Source organism: Kurthia sp. 11kri321 (assembly GCF_001534765.1).
In the GTDB taxonomy this organism is placed as follows: domain Bacteria; phylum Bacillota; class Bacilli; order Bacillales_A; family Planococcaceae; genus Kurthia; species Kurthia gibsonii.
The window spans coordinates 1,940,693-1,960,598 of record NZ_CP013217.1; the positions used below are offsets into that span (position 1 = coordinate 1,940,693).

The 19,906-nt window shown below is 36.5% G+C and carries 21 protein-coding genes and 1 riboswitch; of the genes, 4 read left to right on the forward strand and 17 right to left on the reverse strand.

The features are described from left to right. Positions 1-63 precede the first annotated feature (63 nt). The 3 genes from ASO14_RS09865 to ASO14_RS09875 form a co-directional block, all read right to left on the reverse strand. Positions 64-1,083, reverse strand: a complete 1,020-nt coding sequence (locus ASO14_RS09865) for an NAD(P)H-dependent flavin oxidoreductase (protein ID WP_068454479.1) — start codon at positions 1,081-1,083, stop codon at positions 64-66. 12 nt (positions 1,084-1,095) lie between these two features. After that, on the reverse strand, positions 1,096-2,265 hold the full coding sequence (locus ASO14_RS09870; RefSeq protein WP_068454482.1) for an MFS transporter: 1,170 nt from the start codon (positions 2,263-2,265) through the stop codon (positions 1,096-1,098). 155 nt (positions 2,266-2,420) lie between these two features. Continuing rightward, positions 2,421-3,581, reverse strand: coding sequence for a C40 family peptidase (locus tag ASO14_RS09875; protein ID WP_082701572.1), 1,161 nt, complete (start codon positions 3,579-3,581; stop codon positions 2,421-2,423). A gap of 192 nt (positions 3,582-3,773) precedes the next feature. On the opposite strand from ASO14_RS09875, the gene ASO14_RS09880 reads away from it, so the two are divergent. Both ASO14_RS09880 and ASO14_RS09885 read left to right on the forward strand, forming a co-directional pair. Continuing rightward, the gene (locus tag ASO14_RS09880) at positions 3,774-4,346 is read left to right on the forward strand and encodes a metallophosphoesterase family protein (protein WP_068454485.1); all 573 of its coding nucleotides are present in this window, start codon (positions 3,774-3,776) and stop codon (positions 4,344-4,346) included. Positions 4,347-4,357: 11 nt separating this feature from the next. Next, a complete protein-coding gene (locus tag ASO14_RS09885; protein ID WP_068454488.1) occupies positions 4,358-5,245 on the forward strand; it encodes a LysR family transcriptional regulator in 888 nt (295 codons plus the stop codon). On the opposite strand, the gene ASO14_RS15045 is transcribed toward ASO14_RS09885, so the two are convergent. Continuing rightward, positions 5,226-5,390 carry a hypothetical protein gene (locus ASO14_RS15045; RefSeq protein WP_156422369.1) on the reverse strand — a complete coding sequence of 55 codons (165 nt, stop codon included), beginning with the start codon at positions 5,388-5,390 and terminating at the stop codon, positions 5,226-5,228. The genes ASO14_RS09885 and ASO14_RS15045 overlap by 20 nt on opposite strands. A 68-nt stretch (positions 5,391-5,458) precedes the next feature. Next, positions 5,459-5,866: a hypothetical protein gene (locus ASO14_RS09890; protein ID WP_068454491.1), complete on the reverse strand. Its 408-nt coding sequence runs from the start codon at positions 5,864-5,866 to the stop codon at positions 5,459-5,461. A 282-nt stretch (positions 5,867-6,148) separates the two neighbouring features. Between ASO14_RS09890 and ASO14_RS09895 the strand changes: the two genes are divergently transcribed. Continuing rightward, positions 6,149-6,700 (forward strand): biotin transporter BioY, encoded by a 552-nt coding sequence (locus tag ASO14_RS09895; RefSeq protein ID WP_068454494.1) that lies wholly within the window; start codon positions 6,149-6,151, stop codon positions 6,698-6,700. 52 nt (positions 6,701-6,752) lie between these two features. Here ASO14_RS09895 and ASO14_RS09900 read toward each other — a convergent pair whose 3' ends face one another. From ASO14_RS09900 to ASO14_RS09940, 9 genes are all read right to left on the reverse strand, one after another. Further along, complete coding sequence (locus tag ASO14_RS09900; protein ID WP_068454497.1) at positions 6,753-7,334, reverse strand: ECF transporter S component; 582 nt, start codon at positions 7,332-7,334, stop codon at positions 6,753-6,755. A gap of 160 nt (positions 7,335-7,494) precedes the next feature. After that, positions 7,495-7,630: riboswitch (FMN riboswitch) on the reverse strand. Between the two features lie 92 nt (positions 7,631-7,722). Then, entirely contained in the window at positions 7,723-9,504 is a 1,782-nt protein-coding gene (locus ASO14_RS09905; protein ID WP_068454500.1) for an ATP-binding protein, read from the reverse strand. Next, positions 9,497-10,213 (reverse strand): response regulator transcription factor, encoded by a 717-nt coding sequence (locus ASO14_RS09910; protein WP_068454504.1) that lies wholly within the window; start codon positions 10,211-10,213, stop codon positions 9,497-9,499. Before ASO14_RS09910 ends, ASO14_RS09905 begins: the two co-directional genes overlap by 8 nt. Before the next feature lie 274 nt (positions 10,214-10,487). Next, positions 10,488-11,675, reverse strand: coding sequence for a c-type cytochrome biogenesis protein CcsB (gene ccsB / locus ASO14_RS09915; RefSeq protein WP_068454507.1), 1,188 nt, complete (start codon positions 11,673-11,675; stop codon positions 10,488-10,490). Then, complete coding sequence (gene resB / locus ASO14_RS09920) at positions 11,672-13,312, reverse strand: cytochrome c biogenesis protein ResB (protein WP_068454510.1); 1,641 nt, start codon at positions 13,310-13,312, stop codon at positions 11,672-11,674. Before resB ends, ccsB begins: the two co-directional genes overlap by 4 nt. A 19-nt stretch (positions 13,313-13,331) precedes the next feature. Then, positions 13,332-13,862 carry a thiol-disulfide oxidoreductase ResA gene (gene resA, locus ASO14_RS09925; protein WP_068454513.1) on the reverse strand — a complete coding sequence of 177 codons (531 nt, stop codon included), beginning with the start codon at positions 13,860-13,862 and terminating at the stop codon, positions 13,332-13,334. 34 nt (positions 13,863-13,896) lie between these two features. Further along, positions 13,897-14,628 (reverse strand): pseudouridine synthase, encoded by a 732-nt coding sequence (locus tag ASO14_RS09930; protein ID WP_068454516.1) that lies wholly within the window; start codon positions 14,626-14,628, stop codon positions 13,897-13,899. Positions 14,629-14,670: 42 nt separating this feature from the next. After that, complete coding sequence (gene scpB / locus ASO14_RS09935; protein WP_068454519.1) at positions 14,671-15,270, reverse strand: SMC-Scp complex subunit ScpB; 600 nt, start codon at positions 15,268-15,270, stop codon at positions 14,671-14,673. Then, positions 15,242-16,021, reverse strand: a complete 780-nt coding sequence (locus tag ASO14_RS09940; protein ID WP_068454523.1) for a segregation/condensation protein A — start codon at positions 16,019-16,021, stop codon at positions 15,242-15,244. Before ASO14_RS09940 ends, scpB begins: the two co-directional genes overlap by 29 nt. Before the next feature lie 54 nt (positions 16,022-16,075). On the opposite strand from ASO14_RS09940, the gene ASO14_RS09945 reads away from it, so the two are divergent. Continuing rightward, positions 16,076-16,579, forward strand: a complete 504-nt coding sequence (locus ASO14_RS09945; RefSeq protein ID WP_068454526.1) for a DUF309 domain-containing protein — start codon at positions 16,076-16,078, stop codon at positions 16,577-16,579. A gap of 19 nt (positions 16,580-16,598) precedes the next feature. On the opposite strand, the gene ASO14_RS09950 is transcribed toward ASO14_RS09945, so the two are convergent. The 3 genes from ASO14_RS09950 to ASO14_RS09960 all read right to left on the reverse strand — a co-directional run bounded on the left by ASO14_RS09950 (position 16,599) and on the right by ASO14_RS09960 (position 19,892). Further along, a complete protein-coding gene (locus ASO14_RS09950; RefSeq protein ID WP_068454530.1) occupies positions 16,599-16,970 on the reverse strand; it encodes a GNAT family N-acetyltransferase in 372 nt (123 codons plus the stop codon). A 105-nt stretch (positions 16,971-17,075) separates the two neighbouring features. Then, positions 17,076-18,389 carry a diaminopimelate decarboxylase gene (gene lysA, locus ASO14_RS09955; RefSeq protein WP_068454533.1) on the reverse strand — a complete coding sequence of 438 codons (1,314 nt, stop codon included), beginning with the start codon at positions 18,387-18,389 and terminating at the stop codon, positions 17,076-17,078. Positions 18,390-18,569: 180 nt separating this feature from the next. Next, a complete protein-coding gene (locus ASO14_RS09960; protein WP_082701450.1) occupies positions 18,570-19,892 on the reverse strand; it encodes a thymidine phosphorylase in 1,323 nt (440 codons plus the stop codon). Positions 19,893-19,906 lie beyond the last annotated feature (14 nt).

Below are 19,906 nucleotides of genomic sequence, written 5' to 3' on the forward strand. Positions count from 1 at the left end.
TTTTTTATGCTTCATACATAAAAAAAGAGAAACGTACTGTTCACGTACGATTCTCGCTTTATTTTATAAATCTGCATGAACAAATCGTTCAATAATCTCTCGAATTGTTCCTTTCGTTGCATGGTGTAAATTTGTTCCTGCCCATAAAGACATATTCTCGGAATTATTTGCAAAAGCTGCTCTTGCACGAATCCCTTTTGTTAAATCATTTTGATATGGAAAAGGAGCAACAGGCATCATTTCCATCTTTTCAATAAAACCATTCATAATACCTCGAGCTGGTTTTCCAGAAAACATTTTTGTGAGAACGGTTTCATCTGTTTCAGCACATAAAATACGTTCTTTATGTGCTGAAGGAGCGCCACTTTCGTCACTTACTAATAGAGCAGTTCCTAATGTAATCGCTTCTGCCCCTTGTTTTAAATACCAATCCATTTGTTCTTTTGTTGCAATCCCACCTGCAACAATTAACGGAATATTCGTTATATCTTTTGCCTGTGTAAATAAATCTTTTAACGGTATATACTGAAATGGCTCAATAAACGAACCACGATGACCTCCTGCTTCCATTCCTTGCAAGAATATACCGTCTACACCCAATTGACTCGCTACATGAACTTCTTCAAGTGAAGTAGCTGTAATGAAAACGAGAATACCTTTTTCTCTTAAAAGACGAATTTGTAAAGGTGTAGGTACGCCAAATGTAAACGAACAAGCGGCAACACCTTCTTCCAAAACAACAGCTAATTGCTCATCATATTGGGATTTAGACAATTTCACCTCATCCCTTTTAATTTGATTGTCAATTTTCGCATCAATCAATGCTTGTTTTGCAATGGTAATCTCGTGTTGTACAACTGGTGGTACTTCATGTGCAAAAAGATTAATTAAAAATGGTTTAGATGAATATTTTTTTACTTGGCGAATAAAATCTCGTGTTGCATCTGCAGACATATACCCTGCACCAATCGAGCCTAAAATTCCTGTCTCTAGACTTGCGATGACCATTTCAGGTGTTGTCACACCAGCCATTGGTGCTTGTATAATTGGGTAGTTCATTGAAAGTTTTTTGTGTAAATGCATGTTACACGCCCCCTACAATAACTTTTTTGGTTGTCTCCAAAACATAGCGATTACTAAACTAATTAACAGCACAGCCATCGAAAAAACATAGGGTGAATATGCTTGGTAATCAAATAATGCACCTGCAATAATTGGTCCAATAATGTTCCCTACACTTGTAAATGACGAATTTAATCCACTAATGTATCCCTGTTGTTGACCAGCAACTTTAGATAAATATGTTGTTAAGGCCGGACGAATTAAATCGAAAGTCAAAAAGACCATTAATGTCACAAGTAAAATTGATATAAATGATGATACATTCATCATAAAAATCATCATTATTGCGGCTACAAAAATACAGATACGAATTAAATTAATTTCTCCTAATTTCCGTGTTAAACTGTCGAATAAAAAGACTTGGAATACCGTACCAAGTACACCACTCAAAATTAATAAGATCGCAATATCTTTCGCTGTGAATTGGAATTGTCGATCTAAAAATAACCCATAGATAGTTTCGTATGCCGAAAGTCCAAAAGAAGAAATAAAAATAATTAAAAAAGGTATAAAGAAAATTGGTTGTAGTAAAATTTTCAAACTTGTTGCTTCTGTTTTTATTGGTTTTTCAGAGTGCACTTGTTCTCGTTCTGGTTCTTTTAAAAACAGAATCGAAAAAACAGCACCAATAAACCCTAAAAGAGCTGCTGTGAAGAATGGTGCGCGAATATTAATTTCCGCTAAAAAACCGCCAATTCCTGGCCCTAAGATAAATCCTGTATTAATTGCGGCTGATACATAGCCCATCGCTCTTGGACGTTGTTTGATATCTGTAACATCGGCTACATATGCTGTAATGGCTGGCATGACAAAAGCAGCACTTATCCCACCAATAAAACGTGATAAATAAAGCAACTCAACAACATGACCTACTGCAAATAGTAACTCAGATAATCCGAAGATGAACATCCCGATAACAATCATGCGTTTACGCCCAAAACGATCTACCCATTTTCCAGCAATAGGTGAAACGAGTAATTGCGTCAATGAAAAAGCGGCAACGAGATATCCCATTGTTTTTCCGTCTAATCCCATTTCACGCATAATCGTCGGCATAACTGGAACAATTAATCCAATTCCTAAAAAAACAATCAATAAGTTTGATAATACAAACCAAATCTTTGGATTTAGTTTATTATTCAAACAAGAAAAGCTCCCTTCTGTGTATTTTATTGTAACCATTTTACACAATTATGAAAATACCTTATTCTATGTACATAATTGCCTATACTAGTGTACCATGAAAAATTTATCAAAATCTATTCTTGCTAAGGCAATTCTAGATTTTGATAAATCGTTTATATGAAGCGTCCATATCCTACTAAATATTGATTCCACCAATCTAATGACTCAACAACGACACCGTTATTTTGAGCATTTAACATGCGTCCATCCCCTAGATAAATCCCTACATGCGCTACGCCGCTTCCATAACTAAAGAAGATTAAATCTCCTGCTCGTGCTTCTGTGGCACTAACTTTTTTAGATGCTAAATACTGTGCTGCAGAAGTTCTAGGAATAGATATACCTGCTTTTTTAAATGACCAATGGGTTAAACCTGAACAATCAAAGCCCGTTGCTGGATTAGAACCTCCCCATACATAAGATGTTCCTAGATATTTACTTGCTTCTTCTATAATTGTCTTAACTTTTGCTGAACCTTCGACAGTAGGTACTTGCTGGTTCGCATCTGTTACCTTCGCTCCATTTGTACCATTCCCTGCATTCATCGCTGCTCCTACTTCTTCTGACTCTCCAGCTACTTGTTGTGCTAAAAATTCTTTTTCTGCTAAAGCTTTCAAACGAGCTGCTTCTTTTTCTTTGACGATTCGTTCACGTTCTAATTTCTCTTTTTTCTTCTTTGTTGCAATTTGTTCTTTTAATTTTAAAGATTTAGCATTATTTTCTACTTTTTTCACTTCTAAATCTTTTTCTTGTTCTTGCATCGCTTGAAATTGTTTTTGCAACTTTTCTTTTTTCATTTGTAGCGTTATTTGCAATGTCTTTAATTCATCTCGATCTTCTGTTTGTTGATTTAGTAATGAACGATCTGCATCTAATAATGTTTTAATTGATATTGATTTTGTTAATAAATCAGATAAGCTCTCTGACTCTAATAACACATCGACGTATAAATTAATCGTTGATTTTTGACTTTGATAGGCAACCATGCGCTCATCAATTATTTTTGAGCGATCTTGCATACGTCCTCCTACTTCTTTTAACTCTTTTTCTGTATCTGCAATATCCGATTGTGTTTGACGAAATTCTTTGATTTTATATTGTAGATTCGCTTGGAGTCTTTCTGTTTCACGTTCTAGTTGTATAATTTTCTTATCGATTATTAACTTTTTCTGTATTAATTCTTGTGAAGTCATTTTCGCATGTACTAATATTATTGGTGTAAAAGAGGCGCTCGCTAAAAGAATACCAATAGCGAGTACTATTGATTGCTTCATTCTATTTAAATCTTTCACAGATACACGTCCTTTTCCCCATAGAATGACTTCTATCATATCATTGATACAAGTTCTTTATACTATTTTTTACTCATTTACCCATATTATGCTTTTTTAAAAATACATGTTTATATAAAGTGACCTAATTATTTGGTAAACTATTATTAATTGAGGATTAAAAGGAGTTATTTTATGAAATATGCTTTATTAGGGGATTTACATTCCCATAAAGAGGATACACAATCCGTTTTAGAACATATTGATGCAACAGCTTCTTCTGCTATTCGTATCGGCTTGGGTGATTTATTTGAATGTACGATTAGTAAAAAGAAGGCACATAAAAAACAGTCACTTCCTTTACATGTGGCTGCTAAATTACCATATGATTTCATTCAACTACTTGATTTCCCTTCTATTATCGGAAACCAAGAATTGCGCATCATGCAAGTAACTGGGCAAACACTTTTTGAATCTTTACCTGAAACAATGGAGATTGAAGGCGCTCTATTAATTCACGGGCATCAATTTGAATGGTTAGATGATGTTACACCTGTCATTAAAAAAAATAGTGAGCCACTTACTTTTTTGGGGCATAGTCATCATTCTGCACTTTTCCATAAGGGAATTACACAACCTTTCAAATGGAATGAACCTATTCATTTAACAAAAAAACGTTATGCCATCAATGTCGGTTCTGTCATCTTTCATCGCGAATGGTGTTTATATGACGCGGATCAAAGAACGATTACATTTATGAAAGTTTAGGGGGAAAACAGATGGAATGGCAACAACTGGAGTATTTTCAAATGCTCGCAAAAATTCAGCATATGACAAAAGCAGCAGAACAATTATCCATTTCTCAACCTGCTCTTAGTCGCTCTATTGCCAGATTAGAAGACGAGCTTGGGGTCCCGTTATTCGAACGTCAAGGACGCTCAATTCGCCTCAATCGCTACGGCGAACTATTTGTAAAACGTGTACATAATATTATGCGAGAATATCAGGCTGGTTTACAGGAGATTCAACAAATTGTTGACCCCAATCATGGTGAAGTATCACTCGGTTTTTTGCACACCCTCGGAACGAATGTGGTACCTGATTTAATTCGACATTTCCGTAAAAAAAATGAACAAATCCACTTCTCTTTAAAACAAAACCATACGCATTTACAATTACTCGAATTGAAGTCTGGTGATTTAGATCTTTGTTTACTTGCAGAAATGGAAGTAGAGAAGCCAATTGAATGGCGGGAGTTATGGCGGGAGCAATTAGTTGCGATTGTACCAAGCAGCCATGAGCTAGCAAATAAAGAGTCGATTACATTAACAGAACTTGGTCAAGAATCTTTCATCTTATTAAAAAAAGGTTATGCTCTTCGTATTCAAATGGATGAATTATTCCAAGAGAAAAATATTGAACCACGTATTACATTCGAAGGCGATGAAGTAGCAACCGTTGCTGGTTTTGTAGCTGCTGGACTCGGTGTATCAATTCTGCCTGAAGGTGATGAAATTAATCAAAAACGTATTACCAAAATCCCACTAACAGATGTCAATGCTGAGCGTATTATTGGTATGGCTTGGTCTGAAGGACGTTATTTATCACCTGCTGCTCAAAAATTCCAACAGTTTATCTTTGACTACTTTAAATCACCTTCCCAATAATCGTAAGAAAAGGCTGAGCAAATATTTCACTTTCCTTTTTAGCGTTCGCAATGAAAAACTGGAACCGCGCCACAGCGCGATTCCAGTTTTTCTTATGCTTATGTGGGATAATGTTTTTTACACGTATATCCCAACCTGTTTTCATATGTTATACTTCTATACTTTTAGTTATGTATGTTTCAAATTACGTAAAGCCCAATTCATTCGAATGAACTAAGCTCCTCTATTTAATACTAAATACTTCCCTAAATACTTTAACGAAACATCGGCTGTGAAAAATACCGCGCCTAATGTAAAGCCTGCTGTCCAAATTTCTGGTTGCATCGCCGTTTCGACTTCATCATTCATCCAACTATAAATAAAAATCGGTACAGCTACTGTTGAACCTAGTAAAGAATGGAATAAAAAAGATACACCTGAAATATTTCGTTTGGATGAAGCAAAAAAGTCCGATACATAGGATATGATCAATCCATATGTAAAAATCAAAGGAAATGAATACATACTAATGTTTAATGCCGAAGTCAAAAAATCATCTTGCTGATTACTATATAGCATCGGTAATATAAAAAACGCAGCAAGAGATGTAATGAAAGCACTGAGTAGTTTCCTTTCGGTCACAAAGCTTCCCCTCTCTATTTTATCAGTCATTTTTTCTCATATTGAAGCAAATTTCTTATTTTTTAATTTGTTCAATCGTCTTTGTCTTATTATACATATTTCTAATCTTTTTGCAAATTCTCTGACATTTATTGTAAGTTGTTACTTTAAAATGATATTTTTCTGTCATATTCGTCGCATACTTTACGTTGTTGTCACGAAAAAAAGTGTTGACCTTTTTTCATTTTTTCATTATATTTTGGTTAACTACTTTTAAAATAAGTTTACACAAAGGGGATTTTTATGAGAAATGAACAATTGAAGATGTGGATTCTTTCCGCATTATTCGCAGCAATTATCGGGATTTTTGCACAGGTTACGATTCCACTGCCACTCATTCCAATTACAGGACAAACATTTGCAATTGGTTTAGCTGTTACAATTCTAGGACTTCGTTATGGCTCACTATCTGTGTTTATTTACATATTACTAGGCGCAATTGGGATTCCAGTCTTCAGTGGTATGTCAGGTGGTCTAGGCGTTGTTGCAGGACCAACTGGTGGCTATATTATCGGCTTCTTACCAGCAGCTGTAGCAATCGGTTTATACCTTGAAAGATTCGGTTTTACAAAGGTACAAGCAATCATTGCTAATATTATCGGAATGATTGTAACACTTGCTTTCGGTACAATCTGGCTAAAATTCAGTGCTGATTTATCTTGGACTGGTGCATTTATGGGTGGTGTCTATCCATTCTTACTTGTTGGTGTGATTAAAGCCATTTTATCTGCATTAGCAGGTATTGTTGTACGAAATCGCTTATTACATGCGCAATTACTACGTGTACAACATTAAAACTCATACAAAAAGCTTTGGCATTTAAGAAAATGCCAAAGCTTTTTTATCGTTATGCTTGGAAACTTCTGCGTTCTTTCGTCATCCACTTACCCATTACATTAAATAATAGTAGGAAGACAATTGTTACAAGAACACCTTTAATAATATTGAATGGTAGCACACCCGCTACGATTGTAGCACGTAATGCAGCCCCTGTTTCAACAGGCATGTTTAAGAAGTAATTATACATTGGCATAAAGACGAAGTAATTTAATACACTCATACCTACTGCCATAGAGATTGTACCTACAACAAGACCAATTCCCAATCCTTTTTTTGTACTTAATTTTTTATAAACAAAGTACGTTGGAAGGATAAATAATAAGCCTGTTACAAAGTTTGCCATATGCCCTACTGGTACACCCGTTGGACTGCCTGTGTATACCCAGTCAATGACATTCTTTAGTAACTCGACTAAAATCCCTGCAAGTGGTCCCATAATAATCATTGCGACTAACGCTGGGATATCACCGAAATCTACCTCTAAAAAATTCGGGAATGGCGGAATTGGGAAATTAATTAAGTGTAGTAAAAATGCAATACTACTTAGCATCCCAATTGCAATCATGCGACGTAACTTCTTGTTCTTCATATTCTGTTTTCTCCTTTTGTTGCGGATCACTTCAAAAAGAGGTAAGGCTGCGTGTGCTTATTTAAAATAGAAATCCCACGTAGAAGTACTTCTACGCGGGAGAATTAGGCAACATTAAATAAACGTTGTTCACTCATTTTTTTTGAACACAACGCTGTACCTTCACCTTCTCCCATCCAGACTATACTGTCGGCTTTGGAGTTGCACCAAATCAACCTGTTAAGGTTCGCGGGCTGAGAAATGTTAAACACTTCATTACCGCCGGTCGGGAATTACACCCTGCCCCGAAGATGAACCGTATTTATTTTTTTCACACATTCATCATACAAAAAAAGTCTTGAATTGTAAAGAGAAGTTTCTCTCGAATTCAAGACTTTTTCTTTATTCATTAAATTTCATCTGGTAGTGGTAGGAAGAATGTAAAGGTTGTACCTACATCTACTTCACTTTCTACTGTAATACGACCTCGATGTGCATTAATAATATTACTCGCAATAGCTAAACCTAAACCTGTGCCACCCTTACCTCTTGTTCGTGCTTTATCTGCTTTATAAAAGCGTTCAAAGACATATGCAAGGTCTTCTTTCGGAATACCAGCACCATCGTCTTGAATACGAATGCGCACTTGTCCTGCATATTGGTCTGCTAGCACTTTTACATGGCCGCCACTTGCTGTATGACGAATTGCGTTATCCACTAAATTCGTTACAACTTGTTCGATGCGGTCTTCATCAATCTGAACGCGCGCATCATCTGAGAACTCTGTTTCATAACTTACTTCGATTCCTTTTTCTTTCCCGCGCTGTACGAACTTCTGTGTCATACGTTCAAATACTTGATTAATACTTAAGTCATCAAGATATAAACGCATCTTCCCAGATTCCATACGCGCTAAATCGAGTAAATCGGTTACTAATCGGCTCATACGCTGTGATTCATCATAAATAATACGCATCATTTCATTTCGTTCTTCTTCAGATGATACAACACCATCTAAAATCGCTTCACTATATCCTTGAAGCATCGAAATCGGCGTGCGTAGTTCATGTGATACATTCGCAATAAAGTCTGAACGTAATTTATCAAGGCGGTGTTCTTCTGTCTTATCTCGTAAAACAGCTACTGCACCACGTACTGATTCAGCGCTATATAAAGGACTGATTGAAATGACATAATATGCACCATCAATTTCTAATTCTTCCTCTAGTTCTTCTTCTAAATCAAGTACATGTTCTAGCATATGATAGATAGCTATTGGCAATGGTTTTGACTGATCTTCTTTCGATAAGAACCATTTTTGTAATAACAACTCTGCTGGTGGATTACTTAACAAAATCGTACGATCACGATTAAACGTAATTACTGCATCTGTCATAGACGTTAAAATACTTGATAACTGTTCTTTCTCTTGATTAATGACTTCCACATGGTGCTTTAACTGTCTACCCATTTGATTGAAGGCTGTTGCAAGCTGTCCAATCTCATCACGACTCAATACAGGTACTTTTGAATCGAACTTGCCTTTTGCGACTTCAAATGCAGCTTCACGCATTTTACGAAGCGGTGAAGTAATACGACTTGATAAGAAGAACGCAAAGAATGTCGTTAACACTAAAGCAATTGCAGCAGATAAAAAGACGATTTTTGTTGTCTCTTTTGTCGTACGATGAACAGCATCTGGGCTTTGATAGATGAAAACTGCACCATGCACTTTTTGGTCTACATTAATCGGCGACGCGAGTACAATATAATTCTCCATATGTTCTTTATCTGTTGTAGATGGTAATAACATCTCTTTTACAATCGGTTCATCTGATTCATAGACCTTGTCAAAAGCATGATTTTGAATGATTTTTTCACGAATTTCTTTTTGGTTTAACCCTTCTTGAAGTGAATATTGAATCTTCCCTTGCTTAGAAGAAATTAAAGCATTCGTTTCTTCTCCTAAAATATCGTTAATAATGGATTCTGTAGCAGCGAGCGAATCATGTTCATTCACAATTCGTGCAATGGTTGTAGCTTCTTGGCGTAATGTTTTTTCTGCTTGTTGTGTATTAAAATTCGATAAAAATTCGAGCATGAGTACTGTGAAAATAAACAGTACAAATGAAACGAGAAGCAATATGGTTACCCATAGCTTCCCGACAACACTATTCCATATTCTAGTCATTTACGACCTCGAATTTATAACCTACGCCCCAAACCGTTACAATCATCTTCGCCGCATCTTCTGATACGCGATTTAACTTTTCACGTAAACGCTTTACATGCGTATCTACTGTACGTAAATCACCGAAGAAATCATAATGCCATACTTCTTTTAATAGCTGCTCACGGTCAAATACTTTATCTGGTGACTTCGCTAAGAAATAAAGTAATTCGTATTCTTTCGGCGTTAAGTTCACTTCTTCCCCATCTGCTGAAACGCGGTGCGCATCATGGTCAATTGTTAGATGCGGGAAGACTACTAAATCTTTTGAAGCCGATGTAGATGAAATAGGTGAGTAAGCAGCTGAGCGACGTAAAATCGCTTTAATACGCAATACAACTTCACGTGGACTAAATGGTTTTACAATATAGTCATCTGCACCAATTTCAAACCCTTGTACACGATTCGCTTCTTCGCCTTTTGCTGTTAATAAGACAATTGGTGTTGTCTTTTTCTCACGAATATTTTCTGCCGCTTGTAAGCCGTCCATCTCTGGCATCATGATATCTAAAATGATACAGTGGTAGTCATTTTCTAAAGCTTTCTCTACGGCTTCTACACCATTCTCTGCTTCTTCTACTAAGTATCCTTCACGTTCTAAGTACATTCGAATGAGACGACGAATACGATCTTCATCATCTACAACTAAAATTGAAATTTGTTCACTCACAAATAATTCCTCCCCGGACTCTTATAGTCTTATTGTACAACCCCGTCATATAAATGAAAAGGAAACCACATCTAGTGTACACAGGATTGACACGATTTTGACGCTTTTATCCACCGTTTGTTCAAATTAAACAGGAAAACGGAATAAATCATCCTTTTTTTACCATACAAATTCTATTTTAAATGACTTTTTCTGATTATGCCACAGTTACTTTTCGAGTAAAAAAGAGCAGCTTCTCTCCTCTCGAAGCGAATACTACTCTCTTTTATTTTTACTATTCTGCGTATGAATGCAAGCCTGCAATAATTAAATTCACTGCGACAAAGTTAAACATAATAATTGCAAAACCAATCACAGCTAACCAAGCAGATTTTTTCCCTTCCCACCCTTTCGATAGACGAAGGTGTAAGAAAGCCGCATAGAACAACCATGTAATGAGCGCCCAAACTTCTTTTGGATCCCACGCCCAGAAACGCGTCCACGCCTCTTGTGCCCAAATCATTGCAAAGACAAGTGCACCTAGCGTGAAAACAGGGAATCCGATTAATACAGCTCGGTAGCCGATTTCATCCATCAGCGTAATATTCGTCTGTTTCACAAGTGGTTGTACGACTTGCGCCAAAGGTTTTCGGCAGAATAAACGCAATAATCCATATAAAATCGTACCGACAATAAATGACCAAACGACGGTTGTTAACTTTTTCGCATTAATGCTAGCGGGCATGTCCATAAGTGGTTGCATGTGCTCAGGCTTTAATGCCTTACTTTCATGCATACCGAATAGCGGTGGTGTGTTATACGTAATTTCCGCTTGTTGTTGCTCTTTGTCGATATAACTAAACTTCGCCTCATAGTGCATACTACTAAAAGTTGCGGTTACAACAACAAAACCAATCACGACTACTAAACTATACATCACAACTTCTAACCAGAAACGCTCCTTACCTGGCTTTTTAAATGATACTGTTTTAAGTAAGTAAACGAGACCTGCTATAGCACTCATCGCTAAGATAGCTTCGCCAATTACCGTCGTAATAACATGAATGGTTAACCAATATGATTTTAATGCTGGAATTAAAGGCGTCACGTCACTTGGGAACATACTTGCAAATGCGATGAGCAGCACTGCAATTGATAGAGCTACGATACCAAGTGTTGCTAAACGGTACATCCAATACATAATTAAAAACGCACCAACAATAAACATACCAAAGGCTGTAGCGAATTCGAACATATTACTAACAGGCGCATGTTCTGCATAAACCCAACGTGTAATAAAATACCCTACATTGCTTATAAACCCCATGATCGTTACAACCATCGCAGCATTACCCCAATGTTTATTTGAGGTAGAAACATCGCGTTGTTTATGGCGAATCGCACCACCAAATAATAAAATAGCAAGTAAATAAGCGATGAAAGCGATTAATAGTAATGTCCCACTAAGATCTAATAGATTCATTGTTTCTCTCTCTCCTCTAGCTGATCATGATAGTCTGTTAAATGCGCAGATGTGCATACTTCACTTACGTCTTTTTTCATGCTAAACCAATTTTTATTCGTATGCGCTGCAAGTAACACACGACCATCTTCTGTTCGTTGCAACCAGATACGACGATGACTCCAATAAGAACCCATTGTTACACCAATCATAAAAATAATACCTCCGACTAACAAAATCGGTAATGTTTTATCTTTTCGAACGGTTAGATTCGAAGCATCTCGCGTTTCAACAGATTGGAACTTCATTTTATATGTCGTTTCTCCAAATGGCTCTAATGTTTGGCGAATTGCTACAAAACTTGTTTCACCCTTTGGCTGTTCAGGTGTTACCATCTTAAAAATAAAAGCTGGATTGTTTGGAATAGATGAAGCTGTTTGAGGTTCACCATCTTTAAATTCCGTAAAATCTGGATAGTATTTTTGTAGTTCTACTTTTGTTTGTTTGTTAATTACATATTCTTTTTTCGGGTTACGTAAATCAATCGTAATTTGTCCTAAAGATTTTTCACTTGTTTTATTAACTAAATCAAACGTCATCGTCTTCAATTCATCTTGTTTGAAGTCTGTTTGATATAGAGCAAAATCATCATATTTTAATGGTTTGTTTACTTGAATGCTATATTGACCGATTTTTTGTAAATCGGCTGTATCACCAGCTAAAGGTGTACCATCTTCTTTATACAAGGTCACATCTGTCTGATAGTTTTTAGCGCGTGTATTAATCGCTTGTTCTACTCGCTCAGAATCTTGTCCTTTTAAATCTTTTTCATCATATGTTTCTAAAATAAATTGATTATTTTTTATGTAATAACCTTCTACACCTGGAATGGCAGTTGTTTCACCTTCACGCACCCAGAGGCTTTCATCTACATAAAAACCAGGCATCAAGCGTAACATGACACCTGTTATGAAAATAATTAACCCAACATGATTGATATACGGTCCAAAACGAGAAAAACGTCCTTTTTCAGCCAGTAATGCACCTTGTTCTCTTCTAACATGATAGCGCATTGATTTTAGCGTTTGCTCTGCTAATTCAAATGTTTCAACAGCTTGCTTTTCATCTTCTCCTGTTTCAGATACAAGGCGCTGACGCTTCATAAACGACGCATGGCGACGCACACGTTGGTGTTTTAGAGCTTTATAAAGTGGAATACCACGATCAAGACTAGCGATAATAATCGAGACAGCTAACATCCCGACAATTGTTTGGAACCACCAAGAAGCATAAATATTTGAAAATCCTAATACATAATAGATTTTACCGAAAAAACCATACTTTTCTTCATAAACATCGATTGTTTCCATACCTGGTGGGACGGATACAAACATGATTTGCGGTAAAAATGTACCAATGGCAGCAAGAACGAGCGTAATAACGATGAGCGATACGCCTACTTTGACGCTTGAAAAGAAATTCCAAATTCGATCTATAAAAGATGTTTTATACGTTTTAGAACGAATGGCTGTTCCATCATAACGCATATCAACGACCTTTTTTTCTTCATCTTCTTTTGTTAGCGGTCTACCGCACTGTGCACAGAGATGTGTCCCTTCTGGATTTTCATAACCACACGCACACACAATTTTTTTCATATTTAGAAAACTCCCTTATTTAAGGTTGAATGCTCTCCATATACTGTTTAAATTCTTTTTCTGTAATTCCATATGTTAGAATGCGCTTAATTTTCCCCTTAGAATCAATTAAAAATGTAGCAGGTAATTGGTCTACATTGTACGCACGCATAACGGATTTTGTCTGATCAATCGTCATTGGAAAATCCAGTCCATAAGAAGACACAAAATCACGTACTTCAAAATCAGATTGCGCAATATTAATACTAATTACTTGGACACCCTTATCTTCAAATGCTTTATACGCTTCATTTAAAGCAGGCATTTCTTTTTTACAAGGAGGACACCACGTTCCCCAAAAATTCAGAAGAACGCCCTGCCCTTTATAATCAGACAGTTGATGTTTTTTCCCGTTTAAATCTGTTAATACGAAGTTTGGTGCTTGGTCGCCTTCTTTGACGACTTTTTTTGAACCACCCGTAGCGGTGACATACACTGTATAACCAATTGCTGCTACGAGGACGGCTAAAATAATGGAACGAATGAATAATCTTTTTCTCTTTCGTTGCATTTATTCCATTACCTCCTTATAGACGAATTGATGATTACCCGATTTTACCTGTTTCAGCTAACACGCGAAGTTGCTTTACTTCATGTGCTGTTAATTCACGTGATTCCCCTGCATTTAGACCAATTGGTGTTAAGAATGCAAATTCTTCACGCTTTAATTTACTTACAGGGTGCCCTACTGCTTCAAACATACGACGAACTTGACGGTTGCGTCCTTCGTGGATTGTAATTGCGACAATTGATTTATCTAATTTTACATCTGAAGAAATAACACGTACGCGAGCAGGAGCTGTTTTCCCATCTTCTAGCATCACGCCTTTTTCTAATTGGCGAATTTCTTCGCGACGTAAAACACCTTTAATTTTTGCTACATATGTCTTATCAATGTTATAACGAGGGTGCGTTAATTTATTCGCAAAATCCCCATCATTCGTTAATAACAGAACACCCGATGTATCGTAATCTAGACGACCGACTGGGAAGATACGTTCTTCTACTTCTGGGAATAAATCGACAACTGTTTTACGGCCACGATCATCTGATACAGCTGAGATGACACCACGTGGTTTATATAGTAAATAATATACTTTTTTCTCTGATTCGATTTTTACGTTTTCAACTTCTACTTGGTCTGAGCTTGTCACTTTTGTACCTAGTTCACGTACAACGACACCGTTCACTTTTACTTTACCTTCTAAAATTAGTTGTTCTGCTTTTCTTCTTGATGCAACACCTGCGTGTGCAATTACTTTTTGTAGTCTTTCCATTCTATTCACCTCATAGGAATTCATCCTGATTTTGTTTATATTTTATGATTGATTTTCTTCTTCTAAAAAAGCTTCTTGGAATTTTGACATGAATAAATCTTGTCCATCTTCCGGTAGTTGATCTTGTTCTTCTAAAGGAGGTAATTCCTCTATATTTTTTAGACCAAAGTAATTTAGGAACTCTTTCGTCGTACCATATAAAATGGCGCGACCTGTTCCCTCGACACGACCTACTTCTTGAATAAGTCCTTTTTGATTAAGCGTGTGCAGTGCACGTTCACACTTTACACCACGTAATTCTTCTACTTCAACGCGAGGAATGGGCTGTTTATAAGCAACAATCGCTAACACTTCGAGCGCTGCTTGCGAAAGTGATTGTGCTGGTGGATTTTCAACCAACTTTTCAATCACTTCGACATTTTCAAGCTTCGATACGAGTTGATATGTACCTGCAATCTCTTTTAATGTAATTCCTCTTGAAGCATCTAATTCATATTGATTCATCATGAATTGAAGTGCTTCTGTTAATTCTTGTTCTGTCGACTCTGTTAATTGGCTTAGTTGTGAAATAGTTAAGCCATCTTCACCAATGACAAAGAGAAGACTTTCAATTTTACTCATCAATGGATTCGAATGTTGCATCATCGACATCTCCTTCTTTTAAAATGACAAATAGTTGTTCAAAATTTTGTTGTTGTTCCACCATGACCATTTGACGCTTCATTAATTCAAGTAGTGATAAAAACGTTAAAACAAGCGTCGGTTTATCATCTGATTCAAATAAATCATAAAAATCAAGCGGTTGTTTTGCTTGTTTTAGTCGTTCCACAATCGACTGCATTTGTTGTCGAATCGATACACCTTGTTTAGCTACTCGTGTACTTAGTGGTGCTTTTAAACGTTTTCGACGTAACATTTTTTGAAAAGCCGCGACTAAATCATAAACGTTCACACTTGTATCAAATAATTGCATCTGTTCATCTTGCATATAGTCGGATAGGTCACTTGGTGGACGCGTATAAATTTGAACGCGTTCTTCTTCTTTTTCTTTTAATTTTAAAGCAGCTTCCTTATATTTGCGATATTCAATCAGTTTTGCCACTAATTCGTCACGAGGATCGGTAAAATCATCGTCGATATCAATTTCATCAAGTTCACCTTCATGAACAGGCAAGAGCATTTTACTTTTAATTTCAAGCAATGTTGCTGCCATCACTAAATATTCACTTGCTTCATTTAATTCAAGTACTTGCATTGCACGAATATGTTCCATATACTGAGCTGTAATCTCACGCATTGGAATATCATATATATCAATTTCCAAACGATGAATTAAGTGTAATAATAAATCGAGAGGTCCTTCAAAGGCCTCTACTTTCACTTCATAAGACATATGATAACCACCTAACATTCATATCAAATTTAGTATAGAGGAAAGGTGAATAAAATGCACCCGATGAACCATCCTGCATTCGTCCAATTTCTCACATATTTCAACGGGAATCAAGATTTTTTTGAATGCCATGAAGTATTAGAAGATTATTGGAAGGAGATTGCAGAAAGAGAGCGTAAACATCCACTTGTAGGTTATATTCAACTTGCGACGGGTTTATATCATTGGCGCCGAGGAAATAGCCGCGGTGCGAAAACGTTATTGGTACGAAGTCATGCGTTATTGCATGCAGCACGAACTACGCCTTTCGCTGAAAAAATCGACTATGATGACTTGCTACATCAAATTGAACAGACAAGACTTGCTATTACTGAAGGTGCTCGTTTTGAAACTTTTTCAATTGGTATAACCGATCATCTATTAAAAGAAATGGTTCAAAATGAGATAGAACAGCTTCCTGTAATTGACCCAGACTATTTACTGAATAAACACTGCTTACGTGACCGAACAGAAGTCATTGAAGCGCGTGAGTTGGCACTCGCTACAAAACAACGCTAAACATGAAAAGAAGCAGACATTATACGTGAATGTCTGCTTCTTCTTTTGTATGAAGACATTTTTCGATAAATGGCTTAGTCAATTGACAAGCACTTACACGACAAGTAGGATTTTGCTCTGCTAACTCTTGTACCATCGTTGTCCCAATTCCTTCTCCTCTATGAGAAGGGTCAACTGAGATATGACGGACAATCAATTCTGTATCGAATCGTTCCACACCGATTAAACCAATATAGTCGGCATCTAGCTTATACAAATATAATTCCCAATCTTGTTCGGTATCATACTTTTGAATCGTTTGTTGCAATACTTTTAAATCTTTTTCATCTGGCATAAAAGAAAGTAGCCCCATTGCGATTTTTTCGTATGTTTTTTTATATCGATTTAACATAGATTATAATCCCTCTTTTTTTAAACCTAAACTATATACTTGGCTATACTACACGAAATTTTACTATCTCGCAACTTTTTTGCCATTTTTTAGGATAAAACAGAATTATTCACCTAGCGTGAATGGTAAATCTAATTTCACTAAATCTTCCATTGTTTCTCTTTTTACAACTAATTGATGTTGGCCATTTTCAACGAAAACAACTGCTGGACGCGGCATACGATTATAATTACTTGCCATCGCATAACCATAAGCACCTGTACAGAATGTCGCAAGTAAATCATGTGCTTCTGCTTTTGGTAATTTTAAATCTTCGATAATTTTATCGCCTGATTCACATAACTTTCCTGCAATTGTATAAACCGTATCTGCTTTTTCATTCATCTTATTTGCAAGTACACCTTCATATTTTGCATCATATAATGCTGGACGAATGTTATCACTCATGCCACCATCGATTGCGATATAGTTGCGTACATCTGGTACTACTTTACTTGAACCAATTGTGTAAAGTGTCGTTCCAGCATCTCCTACTAATGAACGACCTGGTTCGATCCAAATTTCAGGTAAAGCGACTTCGTGTGCCGCTGCTTCTTTTTTCACAGCTTGAATCATATCATCTACATAAACAGCTGGCTCAAGAGGTGCATCTTCTTCTGTGTAACGAATACCGAATCCACCACCAAGATTTAATACTGTCGCTTTGAATCCTGTTGTTTTTTCCCACTCAGCCATTTTCGCTACTACTTTTTGTGCAGCTAAGCTAAATGCTTCTGTTTCAAAGATTTGCGAGCCAATATGACAGTGCATGCCTTTTAATTGAAGGAAGTCATGTTGATAAAGCTGTTGAAAAGCTTCATCTGCTTGACCATTACTTAAGTCAAATCCGAATTTCGAATCAGCTTGACCTGTTGTAATAAAATCATGTGTATGTGCTTCAACACCTGGTGTTACACGAATTAATACATCCATCTTCTGTTGCTTTACTGTTGCTAATTCTTTTAATTGTTCAATTTCATAGAAGTTATCAATGACGATACAACCGATTTTTGAATCGAATGCTTGATGTAATTCCTCTAGTGATTTGTTATTGCCATGGAAATGGATTTTAGCACTTGGGAATCCAGCTTTTAAAGCTGTATATAGTTCTCCACCTGACACGACATCCACCGATAAACCTTCCTGTGCAGCCACTTGATAAATCGCTACTGATGAGAAAGCTTTTGAAGCATAGGCTACCTGTGCTTTCACACCTGCTTTTTCAAATGTATCTACAAAACCACGCGCACGTTCTCTAAATAGCGCTAGATCGTATACAAATTGTGGTGTTCCGTATGTAGCGGCTAGTTCTGTTGTATCGACTCCCCCAATTGTTAAATGCCCTTTTTCATTTACTGCTTGTGTGCCATATAAATGCATGTCAAATCCCCCTGAACCCGCCATTGTGTGAATGGTCGGAATTTTCTTTATTAAAAACTTTATCATAGGATGGGGAATTGTGCCAATCATTGTTTTTCTATGAAAACGTTTTTATTTTAAAATTCTTCTTAAAAGACAAAAAAACATCTTGAGATTTTTTAAACCTCAAGATGTTTTCAATTATTGACTTAAATCTTTACTTTTCAAAACACTTTTCGCATCAATTGCATCGACTGGCTGCTCACTATACGTGATTGCCTGTTGTGCACGCACTGCAAATGCTTCATCAATTGGTTTACTTGCATACAGTTCCATCACGACATCATCTGGCTTTACAGCGTCACCTTTTACTTTGTGTAATTCTACACCTGCAAAGTAATCGAGCTCATCTGCTTTTGTATGACGACCTGCACCTAAATCTAATGAAATTTGTCCAATTGTTTGTGCATCAATTTTTTCAATATAGCCATGCGCTTCTTTCGGCGCTTTTACAGCTACACGATATGCTGGTTCAAAGTTCAAATCAATTTCTTCATTTGAATCGTTCAAGCGCTGCGCTCTCACCATCTCTTCAAACTTCTTCACTGGTTCACCTGAATGTAGCACATCGAGTACAGCTTGCTTTGCTTCTTCATGTGTTTTCTTCGTTGCGATTTCATACATATAAGCAGATACTTCAATACTTGTATTTAAAAGATTTGGATCTGCTTCATCTGGATTTTTTAATAAATCATATGCTTCTTTTACTTCGTTTTTATTCCCAATTGCACGACCTAATGGATTATCCATTGAAGATAATACCGTCACGATTGATTTATCCGAGCCTTCTGCAATTTGAATCATAATTTTAGCTAACTCAGTTGCGACTTCTTTCGTTTTACAAAATGCACCTGAACCATACTTCACATCAAGTACCATACCATCAGCACCACTTGCTAACTTTTTACTCATGATAGAACTTGCAATCAGTGGCAGTGAATCGACTGTACCTGTCACATCACGTAATGCATAGAGCTTTTTGTCTGCTGGTACTAAGTTTTGTGTTTGTCCTGCTAACGCAAAACCAATCTCATTCACTTGATTTAAAAATTGTTCTTCTGTTAAATCAATACTTACACCATCAATCGCTTCTAATTTATCAAGTGTACCGCCCGTAATACCAAGACCGCGACCCGATAACTTCGCTACTTTTACACCTAATGCGGCAACAATCGGCGCAACAATTAGTGTCACCTTATCGCCAACGCCACCTGTTGAATGTTTATCGACTTTATAACCATCAATAGCAGATAGATCAATAATGTCACCTGAATGTAGCATCGCATTCGTTAATGCTAATGTTTCCTCAAAATCTAAACCATTAATACGAATTGCCATTAGTAAAGCAGATGCTTGATAATCTTCAATTGTATCATTGACATAACCATCAATAAAAAATTGAATATCTTCTTTTGTTAAAGGTTGATTGTTTTTCTTTTTTTCAATGACATCTAAAATATGCATATACGTCTGTCCTT